A 14,694-nucleotide genomic window follows, 5' to 3' on the forward strand; every position below is an offset into this window, starting at 1 on the left:
GAAAAATATGTTCGGCCTGATCGGGAAAATGCGTGCGCAGCCCGGCAAACGCGACGAGCTTTTGCGGATATTGTTGGGCAGCACCGGCGCCATGCCGGGCTGCCTGAGCTACGTCATCGCCAAGGACCCCGCCGACGCCGACGCGATCTGGATCACCGAAGTGTGGGACGACAGCCTAAGCCACAAGGCCTCGCTGCAGCTGCCGGAAGTACAGGCCGCGATCAAGCAAGCGATGCCGCTCATCGCGAGCTTCGACTCCAGCACCGAGATCGAGCCGGTCGGCGGCTTCGGGCTGCCAACTGCCTGAATTGCATTCGGACGGCGAGTCGTCGAAACGACACGCCGCCCCCTGAAAAGGTCAGTCGATCTGGATGTTGGCATCCTTGACCACCGGGGCCCATTTGGCGAGTTCGGCCTTGACGTGCGCGCCGAGTTCCTCGGGCGTGGAACCGACGATCTTGGCGCTGAAGCCGTTCATCTTTTCGATCACAGCCGGGTCGGTCATGGCTTTGTTGGCCGACGCGTTGAGGCGGTCGACGGCCTCCTTGGGCGTGCCGGCCGGCGCAAACAGCGCGTTCCAGGTGTAGGTTTCATAGCCGGGAACGCCTGCCTCGGCGATCGTCGGCACATCGGGGAAGGACGGCGCGCGCTCGGCCGTCGTCACGCCCAGCGCCCGCAATGTGCCGCCCTTGATGTGCGATGACGAGGACGGCAAATTGTCGAACATGATCGGCACCTGGTTGCCGACGACATCGTTCAGCGCCGGCCCGGCCCCCTTGTAGGGAATGTGCTGGATATTGACGCCGGCCATAGCCTTGAACAGCTCGCCGGAGAGGTGTAGCGGCGTGCCGTTGCCCGACGACGCATAGGAATATTTGTCGGGCTCGGCTTTCAGCAGGGCGATCAGTTCCTGCACGTTCTTGACCGGCAGTTGCGGATTGACGACGAGCACATTGGGAACGATCACCAGCAGCGAAACCGGCGTGAAATCCTTCTCCGGGTCATAGGGCTTGGTCTTGAGGATGAGCGGATTGAGCGCATGCGTGGCAACTGTGCCCATCAGGATCGTGTAGCCATCCGGATCGGCCCGGGCGACGCGATCGGCACCAATATTGCCGCCGGCACCGGCGATATTTTCGACGACGACCTGCTGGCCAAGATCGTCCGACATCTTCTGCGCGATGATGCGGGCGACAACGTCGGTCGATCCGCCGGCGGCAAACGGCACCACCAGTGTCACGGTCCGGTCGGGGAATTGCTGCGCGACAGCCTGCGGCGCCAGCGCCAACAGGGAAACAGCGGAAAGCCCCAGCGCCAGCGTCGCGCGGCGCGTGAATTTCGAGATCATCAGTGCACTCCTCCACATCTGTGCGGCAGTGCCTCCTCGCCTGCCATCGAGACCGGTGAACGTATGAGCTTTGCATACGCTGTCAATGCGACGTTCGAGGTAGAAGATGCGCAGCGCCCCTCGTTTGGTCCGCAGAGGCGATGGCATCACATCCAGGCCTTGGCCCTTGCATTTTGCGTGCCTGCAAGACTGACATCATCTGCCAAAAGCGTCTAAGACGGCGCCATGAAGCCAGCCTCGCAGCCCGCTGCCCCCCTCACCAATACAAAGCCCTGGCTGCAATGGCTCATGCTGCTGGTCTGTTCGGTGCTGCTGGCTGGGGTGCTCGAAATCGCCCATTTGCCCGCCGCCCTTCTGGTCGGGCCGATGCTGGTAGCCATCTTGCTCGGCAGCAACGGCGCGACTGTGCGCGTGCCCAAGCCGCTTTTCGTCTCGGCGCAGGCGCTGATCGGCTGCCTCGTCGCCAGTTCGATCTCGACCGGCATCTTCAGCACATTCGCCGCCGAATGGCCGTTGTTCTTGGGCGCTGCCATCGCCACCGTCGCCGCCAGCAGCTTCCTCGGCTGGTTCATCTCGCGGCTGAAAGTCCTGCCGGGCACGACCGCAGTATGGGGCTCAGCACCAGGTGCTGCCACCGCCATGGTGCTGATGGCCGACGCCTTCGGCGCCGACGCGCGGCTTGTCGCCTTCATGCAATATCTGCGCGTCATCATGGTCTCGATTGCCGCCGCAGTCGTCGCCCGGCTCTGGGTCGACACATCAGGCGTCGAAGCGCCCACGCTCGAATGGTTTCCAACGATCGTCTGGCCAGCCTTCGGTGCGATGATCGGCGTCGCCGTCGTGGGCGGTACGCTCGGCTATCTCCTGCGTATCCCCTCGCCCTACTTCGTCGGTGCGATGATCGTCGGTGCCGTCGTGCATCTCGGCTTCGGTGTCGAGCTGCAGCTGCCGGAATGGCTGCTCGCGCTTGGCTACACGCTGATCGGCTGGTCGATCGGGCTCAACTTCACCCGACCGATCCTGCGTCATGCCGCACGCGCCTTGCCGCAGGTGGTAGGCTCAATCGCAGCGCTCATGGCCTTTTGCGGTATGCTGGCCTTCGGGCTGCACACCATCCTTGGCGTCGATCCGCTGACTGCCTATCTCGCGACGAGCCCTGGCGGCATGGATTCCATCGCCATCATCGCCGCCGCCTCCAAGGACGTCGACCTGTCCTTCGTGCTGACCTTGCAGATGTTGCGCTTCATGATCGTGCTGACGTTCGGCCCGGCGCTGGCCAGGCTGGTGGCCAAGGCGATCAAGGATTGAGGCGCTTGTCAGCTTGGCAGGGATTCGGCGATGCAGTTGTTCTGTCGCCACGCCGTCGGGCTTAGGCCGGTCACCCGTAGAAACTCTCGATTGAAATTCGACTTGGTGAGAAATCCGGCGTCGAACATGATCCGCGTCACCGGCTCGTCGGTCGACGTCAGCAGCCGGCGAGCCTCCTCAATGCGGTGGTTGTTGACGTATTGCGACACGCTCATGCCGTGGATGCGGTTGATGGCAAGCGAGACCCGCCGCGCCGGCAGGTTGAGTTTCCTGGCGATGCGCCCAAGATTGAGGTCGACATCCCTGTAGAGGTGTTTTTCGCGCATCAGCGCATCGACAGACGCGGCCACCGCTGAATCCTCTTCGGTCGCCTGAGGCTCGTTGCCGCCTGACAAAGTGGGCCCCACCTCGTCGTCGGACTGGTTCTGGCTCGCCATCGACGCTGCTCCGCCAAGGACCAGCAGAGCGATGACATTCGCGTAGCCGACAACGGCGCCCGAATACGCCCCACCAGTCCACTGCAGATCGAGGGTGATGATCACGTCGGTAACCGCAGAGCCAATGATCCAGAATGCCGTTACCAGCAGTGAGCGGTAGGAAACGACCGAGCCGTCGAGGCGCGAGGCGATGAGACCGTCGGGCCCCTGCCGTGCTAGCCACAGCAGTGCTGTGCCGTAGGACAAAAAGACCAAAGTGATCAGCGGTCCGACCGGCTCGCGCCAGACGACCAGCAGCACGAGCACAAGGCCGGCGGGCAGAAAATGCGGCCAGATCAGCGGTTTAGACGCTCCTGTTTGCTCGACGGCGAGGTTGCGGAAACTGATCCAGGCCAAGGCTGCGATGATGACCGCGAGCACGGACTGAACCGGCAGGATCTCGCGCAGGTCGTAACCCCAACGCAGCCCAATCAACATGGACTGCAATGCATAGGCTGCCATCAGCAGGATAAAATAGCGATTCTGCTCAAGGCCCGCCTCGCCCTGGCGCACCATCCGGACAAGCATGATGACAAGCAGCAGCGCCACGACGAAAGGCAGGGGAACAAAAATCATCGGGCACGCGGTCCATGCAAAGCAATTGCGGGTGAGAATGTCCTTTATCGCAATTGCGGTCGACCCGGATCGTGTTTGAGGTCGAGATAATCAGCATCTGGGAGCACCGATCAACGGCCGCCACTTCAGGCCGCAAGAACGATCGGAGTTTCAAAATGAAAAGCCAACTGCTCACACTGTTGCTTGTTGCATGCGCCGCCACCTTGCCGGCCAATGCTGCGGAATCGGCAAAGAAAACGCTCGACGTCTCCGCTATCACCGCAATTTCCATCATTGGCGACGCAAGCTCGGTACACATCACCACCGGCGAGGCGCCATATCAGGCGAGCCTCGGCAGCCGCAGGTCCGGGTGGTTGACGCAGTGGTATTCGAGCTGGTTCTTCTCCGACTGCCGCAATGCCGGCGAGATGCGCATCGAAGGCACGACGCTTTACGTCAATGTGTTTGCGCCTTCATGGATCGACCTGTCCGATTGCGTCGCCGACATCAGCGCCAATGTGCCAAAAGACAGCGCCGTCAGCATCGATCATGCCGCATTGGAGGCCAATCTCGCGGGTGAATTTGGCGCGGTTCGCATCGCAAGCAAGGCCGCAGATGTTTCGCTCGACGGCCGCGCCGAAAGCGTCGATTTGAAAGGTGAAGCGGTCCAGGCTCGCCTCGACTTCGCAAACCTCAGGCAGGATGGAACCATCGACATCGATGCCAAGGCGCTCGATGTCTATCTTGGCTTCGGCAAGGGCGTGCCGATCAGCTATTCCGTCACCGCCGGGGCAGCGCTCGTCGACAGCGCCGTCGTCAACACTCCGGGTGCCAAACCGGAAGTGCGCATCAAGGGCGACTTTGTCCGCGCAACGATACGTTGAGGTCTGAACGCGCTTGGTGCGCGCTGCCCTTGCGCGCCCAAGACGGCTCCTGTAAGAGAGCGACCATGACTTCGCGCAAGATCAATGAAATCTCCCGTCCGGCCGCTTTTGCGGGCGAGACGCTGCGCGCGCTTTCTTCGGCTCTGCTTCTTCTCGGCCTTATCGGCGATCGCCGGGCTCGTTAAGGGAGCGTCCGGCGGTCGAATTGCCGCCGAGGCATTAGCTCCTTTGCTCTTCACAACAGAACCCAAATTCTGATTTAAAACCGCTGAAGCGTGCGCGCTATGTCGTGCATGGCGGCCAAGAGAACGAGACCGACAATGAGCAAGACCACCTCCGCAGCCGATGCCGGCCGCAGCGCCGGCATGCCGACCGCCGCAGTGAAGTACCAAGCCTATCAGAAGATCGACCTGCCCAACCGGACCTGGCCGTCCAAGACCATCGACAAGGCACCGATCTGGTGCTCGGTCGATCTGCGCGACGGCAACCAGTCGCTCGTCGACCCGATGGGCCACGACCGCAAGGCGCGGATGTTCCAGTTGCTGCTCGACATGGGTTTCAAGGAAATCGAGATCGGCTTTCCGTCGGCCTCGCAGACCGATTTCGATTTCGCCCGCTGGTGCATCGAAGAGGGCAATATCGCCCAAGACGTGTCGCTGCAGGTGCTCGTGCAGTGCCGCCCCGAATTGATCACCCGCACCTTCGAGGCGCTGCAGGGCGCGCATAAGCCGATCGTGCATTTCTACAATTCGACCAGCGAGTTGCAGCGTCGCGTGGTGTTTGCCAAGGACGTCGCCGGCATCAAGCAGATCGCCACCGACGCCGCCAAGATGATCACCGACATGGCGGCCAAGGCCGGCGGCGGCTATCGCTTCGAGTATTCGCCTGAAAGCTTCACCGGCACCGAACTCGAAGTCGCGCTCGAAATCTGCAACGCCGTCACCGAGATCATCAAGCCGACGGCTGACAACAAGCTCATCCTCAACCTGCCCTCGACGGTCGAGATGGCGACGCCCAACATCTATGCCGATCAGATCGAATGGATGTGCCGCAACCTCGACAACCGCGAGAACCTGATCATCTCGCTGCACCCTCACAACGATCGCGGCACCGGGATCGCTGCCACCGAGCTCGGTCTGATGGCGGGTGCCGACCGCGTCGAAGGCACGCTGTTTGGCAATGGCGAGCGCACCGGCAACGTCGATGTCGTGACGCTGGCACTCAACATGTTCACGCAAGGGGTCGATCCCCAGCTCGACTGTTCGGACATCGAGCGGATCAAGGAAGTCTACGAATATTCGAACCAGATGGTCATTCCCGAACGCCACCCCTATGTCGGCGAACTGGTCTACACGGCCTTCTCCGGCTCGCATCAGGACGCGATCAACAAGGGCATGAAGGCAATCAAGGTCGCCAACAAGCCATTGTGGGAAGTGCCCTACCTGCCGATCGACCCGGCAGATGTCGGCCGCAGCTACGAGGCGATCATCCGCATCAACTCGCAGTCTGGCAAAGGCGGCATCGCTTATGTGCTCCAGGCCGATTACGGTCTCAACCTGCCGCGTTCGCTGCAGGTCGAGTTCAGCCAGGACATCCAGGCGATAACCGACAGCGAAGGCAAGGAAGTCTCGCCCAAGCGCATCCATGAGCGCTTCCTCGAGGTCTATGTCGACCAGCCGGCCGCGCGCCTCAAGTTCGTCGACCACCAGACCTTCCCTGATCCGGTGATGAAGGGCCGCCGCGTCGTCGAAGCAACCATTGTCGACAATGGCAAGGAAGTGACGATCTCAGGCATAGGCAACGGCCCGATCGACGGTTTTGTCGACGCTCTTTCGCGTCACATCGGCATCGACCTTTCCGTGCTCGACTATTCCGAGCATTCGATCCAGCGCGGTTCGAACGCCTCGGCCATCTGCTACATGGAAGTGGAATATCCCGGCGGCCGCCTGTTTGGCGCCGGCATCAACACCAATATCGTGGCTGCCTCGCTTGAAGCGGTGGTTTCAGCGGCCAACCGCATCCTGTCGCGTTAAGGTTAACTCGACTTCGCATACGCCTCGCCCGTGGATAACGGCGAGGCGTTTGCCCATCGTTGTTCAGCGCGCTTGTGCGCCGACGCCAGCTGTCTATGATCGGGCCATTCGTACCGGTTCGAAAAGGGTCGATACTTGGTTGCCTCCACGCCTGCTGCCCCCGCAGTGCGCGAAGCGCTTGAGCGGCTTGTTGCCAGCGAGACCTTCGGCCGATCCGACCGGGCACGAAAATTGTTGCGCTATCTTGTCGAGCGCGAGCTCGCCGGCGATGCCGAGCGGCTGAAGGGTTTTGCCATCGCGGTGGATGTGTTCGGCAAGGACGCCGAGTTCGATTCCGCGACCGACGCGGTTGTCCGCGTCCAGGCCGGACGCCTGAGAGAACTGCTTGCCCACTATTATGCAGCCGAAGGCAGCACCGATCCGATCCGCGTCGTCATTCCGCGCGGCAGCTATGTCCCGACATATGAGGCAGTGGCCGAGGCCCTGCCTGACGCGCCCTCCTCCGGTGACATCCAAGGCGACACAGCTGTCGCGGCAACTGACGCCGTCCATGCCGGGAACCACCAGCATCAGAGCGAAGAGGCCCAGGCAGATCCCGCTTATTCCGGCACCAGCGTCAAGCGGCAGCTGCGCTACTTCTGGGCGGCGATGGCGCTGGTCATCGTCATGCTCGGCATATTGGTTTTCCGCAATTTCGGCGGCCCCATCGGAATGGACATCGCCAGCCTGAGCGATTTCCGCGGCGCCACGTCAAGCATCGGCGATGCCGTCGACCAGCTGCCGGCCGTGCATATCCATTCGGCATCGGAGGGCGGAGAGACGGCGCGCGTGGCAACCGTGTTGCGGACGGCCCTGTCTGGCTTCGATACGATCGATCTCATCGCCCGCGACCGGTCCGAAGCCGCCAGGCGCGCCGACGCCACCGATTTCGACTTCACCGTCAATGCAGGTCCCAGCAGCGGATCGGTGCTGGTCGAGCTTCAGCACATGGCCAGTGGCAGGATCCTGCTGTCGCGCGTTCTGTCCGCGCAAGATGTCAGCCCTGACGCTATCGACGACCGCATCGCTGAGATCGTCACCTCGGCGATCCCCGCTTCGGGCACGGTCTATGGCTACATCGAGCAGAACGGGTTGCAGCGAGGGCTAACAGCCTGTCTGTTGCTCAGCGGCGACTACTACATGGATCAAAATGCCGCCAAGCATCGCGCCGCCTACCAGTGCATGGAACAGCTGTCCAAGCGCGGTGCAAAGTCGCCCGTGGTCTACGCCGAACTCGCCTCGCTGCAACAGGAGGCGGTGACCGACAACTATCCCTATCCGCCCAACGCCTCGACAGAGGGCGCATATGCCCTTGCCCACAGTGCGGTGCAGATGGGCTCCACCAGCCCCTACGCCCATCGCGCATTCGGCTATCTGCAATCGCGCGTCGGCGATGGCTCCGAGTCCATGCGCTGGATACGCAAGGCCTACGAACTCAACACCTACGACCTGACCATGGCCGCTTCATATGGCTACGCCCTGGTTCTTGCGGGCAGTTACAGCGACGGCGTGCCGATCATGAAGCGTGCCGTCGAAAGCGCCAGCGCGCACCCGGGCTGGTGGGACTACGGATTGTTCTTAGGCGAGTTCATGCTCGGCAACCGCTACGCGGCCGCGCGCGCCACCAACGCGCTTACGACCAACAAGAAACCGCACTATGTCGCAGCTCGCCTCATCGCCGCACATTTCGTCGGCGACGCCAAACTGGCATTGGAATTGTCCAAGGAGATTTCCGCGAACTACCCTGCTTTTGCCAACGATCCGGCAGCCGCCTTCGCCAAGGGCAAATACCCGGCGGAGCTGACAAAGTCGCTGACCAAGGCTCTGCGCGCCGCCGGTCTGGGCAGCCAGATTTGAGCTTCAGGGCCTTTTCCGGGCGCTTTACGCATAACTAATTTTGTATCGTTGGCACTCATACAATGTTTTACATTTCGTTGCTTTCAAATTAGAACTTTCTACGGATTTCGTTACAGGTCATTTGAGAAAAGATGAATTACTCCATCCATGCTGCCGTTCGGGGGAGCGGCAAAAACGTGGTGGTGTTGCTACACGGTTTCGGGGGTTGCGGCGGTGTCTGGGGAGATGTCGTCGATTGCCTGGACGGGGCATTCACTACTGTCGTCTACGATTTGCCGGGGCACGGCCACTCGCTCGACTATCCTAAGGCCGGTCCGGCCAAGATAGCAGCGAAAGCAGTGCTGGCCGATCTCGCCGCGCGTGGCATTGCCCGCGCGCATTTCGTCGGCCATTCCATGGGGGGCGCTGTAGCAACCCTTGCCGCCCTGCTGGAGCCAGAACGGGTAGCCTCGCTAACCCTGCTTGCGCCGGGCGGCTACGGCCCTGAAATCAATGGCCCCCTGCTCAGGCGTTACGCGGCAGCATCCTGCACCGACGAGATCCGCTCCTGCCTCGCCGAAATGTCGAGTCCAGACAGCACCGTGCCGGAACAGGCTGTTCGCGAACTGTCGGAAATGCGCGCCCGCCCCGGCCAAACCGAAAAGCTGATCGCCTTGGCCGAGGCAATGACCGCCAACGACAAGCAAGGCGTCATCCCACGCGACGACCTCGCGACTCTGGCTATGCCGGTGATGGTGGTGTGGGGCACCGACGATGCCGTTTTGCCTTACAGTCACGCAGACGACCTGCCGGCGGGCTTCCTCATCCACCATGTGCTGGAGATCGGCCACATGCTGCCGGAGGAAACACCCGCCCTTGTTGCCGACATCGTGCGCCGCATGAGCCGCCGGCGCCAGCGCCCCCAGCCTATGTTGGCTGCCTGCGACGCCTGATGAATCAAATCATGCGCAATGCCCGCTAAATGCTTGCGCAAAAATCCTTTTCGGGCTGCCGCGCGATCACGAATATGCATTTGGGTGGGATACAATTCCGCCGCGATCGTGACTATGTTGACTCTTGCTTAACTGAGATCCGAGGCAAGAGGCCATGAGCGACGACAATGTGAGCGCGATGAAGCCGGCGCGCGTGCTGTCGGACGCCATTCGCGACGTCAAGAATGCCACCGCCGACCGCACCGATGTGGTCGTCGATCTGCGCGATGCCCATCGGATGCGGCTCGAGCTGCTGGCTGCGGAACTCGAGCCAGTCTTTGCCGACGTGCCGAAGGACATCGACAATTTCGATTTCGTCATCTCCTCGGGTCTTCAGCCGCGGCTGTGGATCGACGCGGTGAGCCATGTCGGCCTTGGCCGCGACCGCCGCACATTCCGCTTTGTCCGCGACACCCGTATCGGCCGCATCGTGCTGGCTGAATCCACCGACCCCAAGCGCATCGCCGATCAAGTGACGCGCTACATTGCCGAACGCATTGTCGAGCGCCAGCAGATGATGGAAGGCGGGGCCGATCCGGCACTGCCGGGCTTTGCCAGGGAAGCGGTCAGCGAGGCCGAGCCACCATTGCGACGCATCGGCCAGCCGATCTGGCCCAGCTTCCTGTCCGGATTCGGCTTGCTTGTCGCCGGCGCAGTCGTCGGCATAGCAGTGATGGCGGCACTCTACTGGCTACGCCTCGCTGCCACCGGCGTCAGCTTCTGACGAGCACTGCCTTGTGTGGCGCTGCGGCCGTAAGGTCGAGTGTCACGACCGGCGGTGGCGTTGTCGACCCTGCAAGGCCGTGCCGGCTCAACTGCACGTTCCAGCTCCCAGGTTCGCCCGAAATGTCGAGCAGATTGAACTGTGCCGCTGGCTTGAGGCCACCCGCTGCCTGGCCGGCGGCTGCAACCCCCACCACCGGCACCGTGCCTGCGGGCCCGTCAATCCAATGAAGCGTCGGCAGATGCGAATGGCCATGCAGCACAAGCTCGGCGCCACTTTGCCTGATCACCTTCTGGAACTTGCCGATGCCGAGCAACCGCTTGTGCTGGCCAACCGCACCGCGCACCGGCGGGTGATGGATCATCACCACCCTGAACAGGTCGCGCTTGCCCGTTTCCTCAAGAATCCGTGCCAACCGTTCGGCCTGCCCGTCGCGAAAAAAGCCGCTGGCCATGAAGGGTGCTGTTGCCCGCGCCGTCGACACGCCAATCAGTGCCACGCCTTTGCGGACGCGAACATAAGGAAAGCTCGTGCGGCCAACCGGACCATGCGCGCCATCGCCATTCATCCACGGCGCCCAGGCGTGGCAGGCCTTGTCGAAGGCTCCAGGCACATAGGCGTCGTGATTGCCCGGCACGACCGAGATATCTGACGGCGCGCCAAGCGTTTCGAGCCACAGCCGCGCCAGTTCGATCTCGCCGTCGAGCGCCAGATTGACGAGATCGCCGGTCACCGCGAGGTGGTCGGGCACGTGTGCCTTGAGGTCGGCGACAATCGCATCGACGATGCCGTCATGATGATGACGGCGGCGGTTTCGCTGCCAGTTGACGTAGCCGACCACGCGCTTGGAGGCGAGGTCGCGATAGGTTACATCCGGAAGCGGACCAAGATGGACATCAGAAATATGGGCAAGCCTGAACATCATACCCTTTTAGGTCACGCGGTGACGGCTTTCCAGCCATGGCGACACTCCTGATGGGCATTGATGTCAAATCCCACCCGCTTCGCCAAAGCGCGTGGTCGCGGCTGCGCGGGCGCCTGTTTCATGTCTATTTCCTGCTGCGGAGGCCGATGACGCTTGGTGTTCGTGGGCTGGTCCACGACGCGGCGACCAACTCCGTCTTTCTGATCCGCCACACTTACGTGCCGGGCTGGCAGTTGCCAGGCGGCGGCGTCGAGATCGGTGAGACGTTTGTCGAGTCGCTGACGCGCGAATTGGAGGAAGAAGGCAACATCACGGTTTCCGCTCCTCCGGTGCTGAAATCGATCCACCTCAACAAGCAGGCGACGAAGCGCGACCATGTCGGCCTTTATCTGATCGAAGGCTTCAGGCAGGACAGTCCGAAGCTGCCCGACCACGAGATCGCCGAAGCAGGCTTCTTCCCGCTCGACGCGCTGCCGGAAAACACGACGCCGGCAACACGGCGACGGATCGCTGAGGTTTTTGAAGGTGTGACAGCGTCGCCCTATTGGTAGGCGAAACGGTGTTGAAGCCGCCAGGTCACGTTCCTTCGCGCCCCCTCTGGCCTGCCGGCCATCTCCCCCTCAGGTGGGGAGATCACGCCGGCACCACGACTTTCGCCAATCGTCTACGTTGCAAAAAAGGCAAGGCCCCGAAGCTGCCAATCTCCCCACCTGAGGGGGAGATGGCCGGCAGGCCAGAGGGGGCGCCGTGGAGCGCAACCTCAAGAATACTCAAAGAGTACTCACGCCGCCTTCAGCAGTTTTCCCCGGTTATGCGGCGCCGAAAAATCGACCTCTGGCCCCACCGGCACTATGCCGGTCGGATTGATGCCGGTGTGGCTGCCGTAATAATGCGCTTTGATGTGAAGCAGGTTCACGGTCTCGGCCACTCCGGGCACCTGATAAAGTTCGCGCAGATAGTTCGACAGGTTCGGATAATCGGCGATGCGGCGCAAATTGGTCTTGAAGTGCCCGACATAAACCGGGTCGAAACGGACAAGCGTCGTGAACAGCCGCCAGTCGGCTTCCGTCAGTTGGTTGCCGACGAGATAGCGCTGGCGCGACAACCGCTCTTCCAGCGTGTCGAGTGCCGCGAACAGCTCGTTGAAGGCTTCCTCATAGGCGGCCTGCGTGGTGGCGAAGCCGGCGCGATAGACGCCATTGTTGATCGAGGGGTAGACCAGATCGTTGACCGCATCGATCTCGCTACGCAGCTTTTCGGGATAGAAATCCACCGAGGCATCGCCCCATTCATCGAAAGCCGAGTTCAGCATGCGGATGATCTCGGACGATTCGTTGGAAACGATCGTCTTTTCCTTCTTGTCCCACAGCACCGGCACGGTGACGCGGCCCGAATAGGTCGGATCCGCCTTGGTGTAGATCTGGTGCAGGAAATCGAGGCCGTAGAGCGTGTCACCAGTGGCGCCATCGTCGGTGCGGAAGGTCCAGCCGTTCTCGCCCATGAAATGATGCACGACCGAAACCGAGATGATGTCTTCGAGCTTCTTCAGCGCGCGGAAGATCAGCGTCCGGTGGGCCCAGGGACAGGCGAGCGAGACATAGAGGTGGTAGCGCCCCGGCTCGGCCTTGAAGCCGCGCATGCGGCCCTCCGCCGGCTTGCCATCGACCGTGATCCAGTCACGCCATTGCGAATGCGAGCGCACGAATTTGCCGCCCGTCGACTTGGTGTCGTACCAGCGGTCCTGCCATTTGCCTTCGACCAGCAATCCCATCGTAAAATCCTTTCGTTTGCCACCATGTAGGACACGAAGGGCCCAATCCGAAGGGCGACTGTCTGAACGGATCGTCAACAGCAGACGCACATCACTCAAATGCACGATGGACGGGCGCTTCAAATGATGCTAGCGGGCATTTCGATGTCACATTGTTTTGCAAATATCCGGATCGACCGACGACGAATGAGCGCACGCGCTTGAAGCGCTGACTTGCGAATGCTGCGGTTTGGCTCGCGGCACCTCATCCCAGGACACCGGACTGCACAGAACATGACCCTCGCCGACGTGACTTATCTGCCGGAAACCCCGGCGCACGACCTCGAAATCGACGACATCAATGCCGAAGCCTTTGGGCCCGGCCGCTTCACCCGCGCCGCCTACAAGATCCGCGAAGGCGGCCCGCACGACCGCTCGCTGTCCTTTGTCGCCATGCAGGGCGGCCAGGTGATCGCCTCGGTCAGGATGACGCCGATTGCTGCCGGTGAAGGGCGCGCGCAGATGCTTGGTCCGCTTGCCGTGCGTCCCGACTTCAAGAACATGGGCATCGGCCGCAAACTCGTTGCCATGGCGCTTGCCGCGGCCGCGAAGGCAAACGAGCCCGCAGTGGTCCTGGTCGGCGACGAACCCTATTACGGGCCGCTCGGTTTCGCCCGCATTCCGCGTGGCCAGATTGAAATGCCGCGCCCCGTCGATCTCAACCGCCTGCTCGCACACGAGATCGTGCCGGGTGCGGTGGCGCTGCTTTCCGGCGAGGTCGTTCATGCCGATCTGGCCAAGACGCCGCAGCGCGCGCCCGAGGCTGCCTGAGCCAAGCGCGAGCCTGCGACAACCGAAACCGATTACGGTTTTCGGGCCGATGCGCTAGAGCATTCATTCACAGCAACAGAGGACTAGGCTGACATGAATCCAAATGGGCAGATCGCAGTGGTCACCGGCGCCGGCTCCGGCCTTGGCGAAGCCACCGCACGCGCACTCGCAGCCAAGGGCGCCAAGGTCGCGATCTTCGATCTCAGCCTTGAACGCGCCGAAAAGGTTGCCGCCGACATTGGCGGCATCGCCGTGCGTTGCGATGTCAGCAACGAAGAAAGTGCTGTTGCAGCTTTCGCCGAAGTCGAAGCCAAGCTCGGCACCGCGCGCATCCTCGTCAACTGCGCCGGCATCGCCGTCGGCGTGAAAACGGTGGGCAAGGACGGTGCCCATCCGCTCAGCGTGTTCCGCCAGGTGATCGAGGTCAATCTGATCGGTTCCTTCAACATGATCCGCCTGTTTGCCGACGCCGCATCGAAGCTCGAGCCGCTGCAGGGCGGCGAGCGCGGCGTCATCGTCAGCACAGCCTCGGTCGCAGCCTATGACGGCCAGATGGGCCAGGCCGCCTACTCCGCCTCCAAGGGCGGTGTCGTGGGCATGACGTTGCCGATCGCGCGCGACCTCGCCCGCTCGGGCATCCGTGTCGCAACCATTGCGCCCGGCATCTTCAAGACCCCGATGATGGCGGCGATGCCGCAAGAGGTGCAGGATTCCCTGGGAGCCGCAGTCCCCTTCCCGCCGCGCCTCGGCGAGCCATCGGAATATGCCGCCCTTGCCTTGCACATCGTTGAGAACCAGATGCTCAACGGCGAGACCATCCGTCTCGACGGCGCGATCCGCATGGCACCGAAATAGGCGCCGAACGCCCCGAAATCGAATATCCTCAGCCCCGGCAGCGCAAGCTTCCGGGGCTGTTTTCCATTTTGGCCTAGGGATGCCCTTGCCAAGCCTGCGCTGCTTTGGATAAGTAGATTAAATTAGTCATATTTAGTG

At 62.0% G+C, this 14,694-nt stretch carries 14 protein-coding genes; 10 read left to right on the forward strand and 4 right to left on the reverse strand.

The window, feature by feature from the left end; translation table 11 throughout:
* Positions 1–7: 7 nt before the first annotated feature.
* On the forward strand, positions 8–307 hold the full coding sequence (locus AC1DLV_RS19155) for a putative quinol monooxygenase (RefSeq protein WP_476801513.1): 300 nt from the start codon (positions 8–10) through the stop codon (positions 305–307).
* 51 nt (positions 308–358) lie between these two features.
* Here AC1DLV_RS19155 and AC1DLV_RS19160 read toward each other — a convergent pair whose 3' ends face one another.
* A complete protein-coding gene (locus AC1DLV_RS19160; protein ID WP_476801514.1) occupies positions 359–1,348 on the reverse strand; it encodes a Bug family tripartite tricarboxylate transporter substrate binding protein in 990 nt (329 codons plus the stop codon).
* 225 nt (positions 1,349–1,573) lie between these two features.
* Between AC1DLV_RS19160 and AC1DLV_RS19165 the strand changes: the two genes are divergently transcribed.
* A complete protein-coding gene (locus AC1DLV_RS19165) occupies positions 1,574–2,656 on the forward strand; it encodes an AbrB family transcriptional regulator (RefSeq protein ID WP_476801515.1) in 1,083 nt (360 codons plus the stop codon).
* A gap of 8 nt (positions 2,657–2,664) precedes the next feature.
* Here AC1DLV_RS19165 and AC1DLV_RS19170 read toward each other — a convergent pair whose 3' ends face one another.
* Positions 2,665–3,708: a helix-turn-helix domain-containing protein gene (locus tag AC1DLV_RS19170; protein ID WP_476801516.1), complete on the reverse strand. Its 1,044-nt coding sequence runs from the start codon at positions 3,706–3,708 to the stop codon at positions 2,665–2,667.
* 155 nt (positions 3,709–3,863) lie between these two features.
* Between AC1DLV_RS19170 and AC1DLV_RS19175 the strand changes: the two genes are divergently transcribed.
* The 5 genes from AC1DLV_RS19175 to AC1DLV_RS19195 all read left to right on the forward strand — a co-directional run bounded on the left by AC1DLV_RS19175 (position 3,864) and on the right by AC1DLV_RS19195 (position 10,195).
* Positions 3,864–4,571, forward strand: coding sequence for a hypothetical protein (locus tag AC1DLV_RS19175; RefSeq protein WP_476801517.1), 708 nt, complete (start codon positions 3,864–3,866; stop codon positions 4,569–4,571).
* 320 nt (positions 4,572–4,891) lie between these two features.
* Positions 4,892–6,604, forward strand: coding sequence for a 2-isopropylmalate synthase (gene leuA / locus AC1DLV_RS19180; protein WP_476801518.1), 1,713 nt, complete (start codon positions 4,892–4,894; stop codon positions 6,602–6,604).
* A 135-nt stretch (positions 6,605–6,739) separates the two neighbouring features.
* Positions 6,740–8,500, forward strand: coding sequence for a tetratricopeptide repeat protein (locus AC1DLV_RS19185; protein ID WP_476801519.1), 1,761 nt, complete (start codon positions 6,740–6,742; stop codon positions 8,498–8,500).
* A gap of 131 nt (positions 8,501–8,631) precedes the next feature.
* Positions 8,632–9,432, forward strand: coding sequence for an alpha/beta fold hydrolase (locus AC1DLV_RS19190; protein ID WP_476801520.1), 801 nt, complete (start codon positions 8,632–8,634; stop codon positions 9,430–9,432).
* 154 nt (positions 9,433–9,586) lie between these two features.
* Positions 9,587–10,195 (forward strand): hypothetical protein, encoded by a 609-nt coding sequence (locus tag AC1DLV_RS19195; RefSeq protein ID WP_476801521.1) that lies wholly within the window; start codon positions 9,587–9,589, stop codon positions 10,193–10,195.
* Here the strand turns inward: AC1DLV_RS19195 and AC1DLV_RS19200 are convergent.
* Positions 10,185–11,117, reverse strand: coding sequence for a metallophosphoesterase family protein (locus tag AC1DLV_RS19200; protein ID WP_476801522.1), 933 nt, complete (start codon positions 11,115–11,117; stop codon positions 10,185–10,187). The genes AC1DLV_RS19195 and AC1DLV_RS19200 overlap by 11 nt on opposite strands.
* Before the next feature lie 38 nt (positions 11,118–11,155).
* Here AC1DLV_RS19200 and AC1DLV_RS19205 point away from each other — a divergent pair, with 38 nt between their 5' ends.
* Positions 11,156–11,671 (forward strand): NUDIX domain-containing protein, encoded by a 516-nt coding sequence (locus AC1DLV_RS19205; RefSeq protein ID WP_476836209.1) that lies wholly within the window; start codon positions 11,156–11,158, stop codon positions 11,669–11,671.
* 230 nt (positions 11,672–11,901) lie between these two features.
* Here AC1DLV_RS19205 and AC1DLV_RS19210 read toward each other — a convergent pair whose 3' ends face one another.
* Positions 11,902–12,891: a glutathione S-transferase family protein gene (locus tag AC1DLV_RS19210; RefSeq protein ID WP_476801524.1), complete on the reverse strand. Its 990-nt coding sequence runs from the start codon at positions 12,889–12,891 to the stop codon at positions 11,902–11,904.
* 273 nt (positions 12,892–13,164) lie between these two features.
* Between AC1DLV_RS19210 and AC1DLV_RS19215 the strand changes: the two genes are divergently transcribed.
* Entirely contained in the window at positions 13,165–13,701 is a 537-nt protein-coding gene (locus AC1DLV_RS19215) for a GNAT family N-acetyltransferase (RefSeq protein WP_476801525.1), read from the forward strand.
* A gap of 93 nt (positions 13,702–13,794) precedes the next feature.
* On the forward strand, positions 13,795–14,556 hold the full coding sequence (locus AC1DLV_RS19220) for a 3-hydroxyacyl-CoA dehydrogenase (protein ID WP_476801526.1): 762 nt from the start codon (positions 13,795–13,797) through the stop codon (positions 14,554–14,556).
* Positions 14,557–14,694 lie beyond the last annotated feature (138 nt).

Source organism: Aminobacter sp. 01T433 (assembly GCF_056398585.1).

What these genes read in the sequence shown, in the direction of transcription:
- AC1DLV_RS19155 (WP_476801513.1), top strand. Translation starts at nt 8, where the DNA reads ATGTTCGGCCTGATCGGGAAAATGCGTGCGCAGCCCGGCAAACGCGAC.
- AC1DLV_RS19160 (WP_476801514.1), bottom strand. Translation starts at nt 1,348, where the DNA reads ATGATCTCGAAATTCACGCGCCGCGCGACGCTGGCGCTGGGGCTTTCC.
- AC1DLV_RS19165 (WP_476801515.1), top strand. Translation starts at nt 1,574, where the DNA reads ATGAAGCCAGCCTCGCAGCCCGCTGCCCCCCTCACCAATACAAAGCCC.
- AC1DLV_RS19170 (WP_476801516.1), bottom strand. Translation starts at nt 3,708, where the DNA reads ATGATTTTTGTTCCCCTGCCTTTCGTCGTGGCGCTGCTGCTTGTCATC.
- AC1DLV_RS19175 (WP_476801517.1), top strand. Translation starts at nt 3,864, where the DNA reads ATGAAAAGCCAACTGCTCACACTGTTGCTTGTTGCATGCGCCGCCACC.
- leuA (WP_476801518.1), top strand. Translation starts at nt 4,892, where the DNA reads ATGAGCAAGACCACCTCCGCAGCCGATGCCGGCCGCAGCGCCGGCATG.
- AC1DLV_RS19190 (WP_476801520.1), top strand. Translation starts at nt 8,632, where the DNA reads ATGAATTACTCCATCCATGCTGCCGTTCGGGGGAGCGGCAAAAACGTG.
- AC1DLV_RS19195 (WP_476801521.1), top strand. Translation starts at nt 9,587, where the DNA reads ATGAGCGACGACAATGTGAGCGCGATGAAGCCGGCGCGCGTGCTGTCG.
- AC1DLV_RS19200 (WP_476801522.1), bottom strand. Translation starts at nt 11,117, where the DNA reads ATGTTCAGGCTTGCCCATATTTCTGATGTCCATCTTGGTCCGCTTCCG.
- AC1DLV_RS19205 (WP_476836209.1), top strand. Translation starts at nt 11,156, where the DNA reads ATGGCGACACTCCTGATGGGCATTGATGTCAAATCCCACCCGCTTCGC.
- AC1DLV_RS19210 (WP_476801524.1), bottom strand. Translation starts at nt 12,891, where the DNA reads ATGGGATTGCTGGTCGAAGGCAAATGGCAGGACCGCTGGTACGACACC.
- AC1DLV_RS19215 (WP_476801525.1), top strand. Translation starts at nt 13,165, where the DNA reads ATGACCCTCGCCGACGTGACTTATCTGCCGGAAACCCCGGCGCACGAC.
- AC1DLV_RS19220 (WP_476801526.1), top strand. Translation starts at nt 13,795, where the DNA reads ATGAATCCAAATGGGCAGATCGCAGTGGTCACCGGCGCCGGCTCCGGC.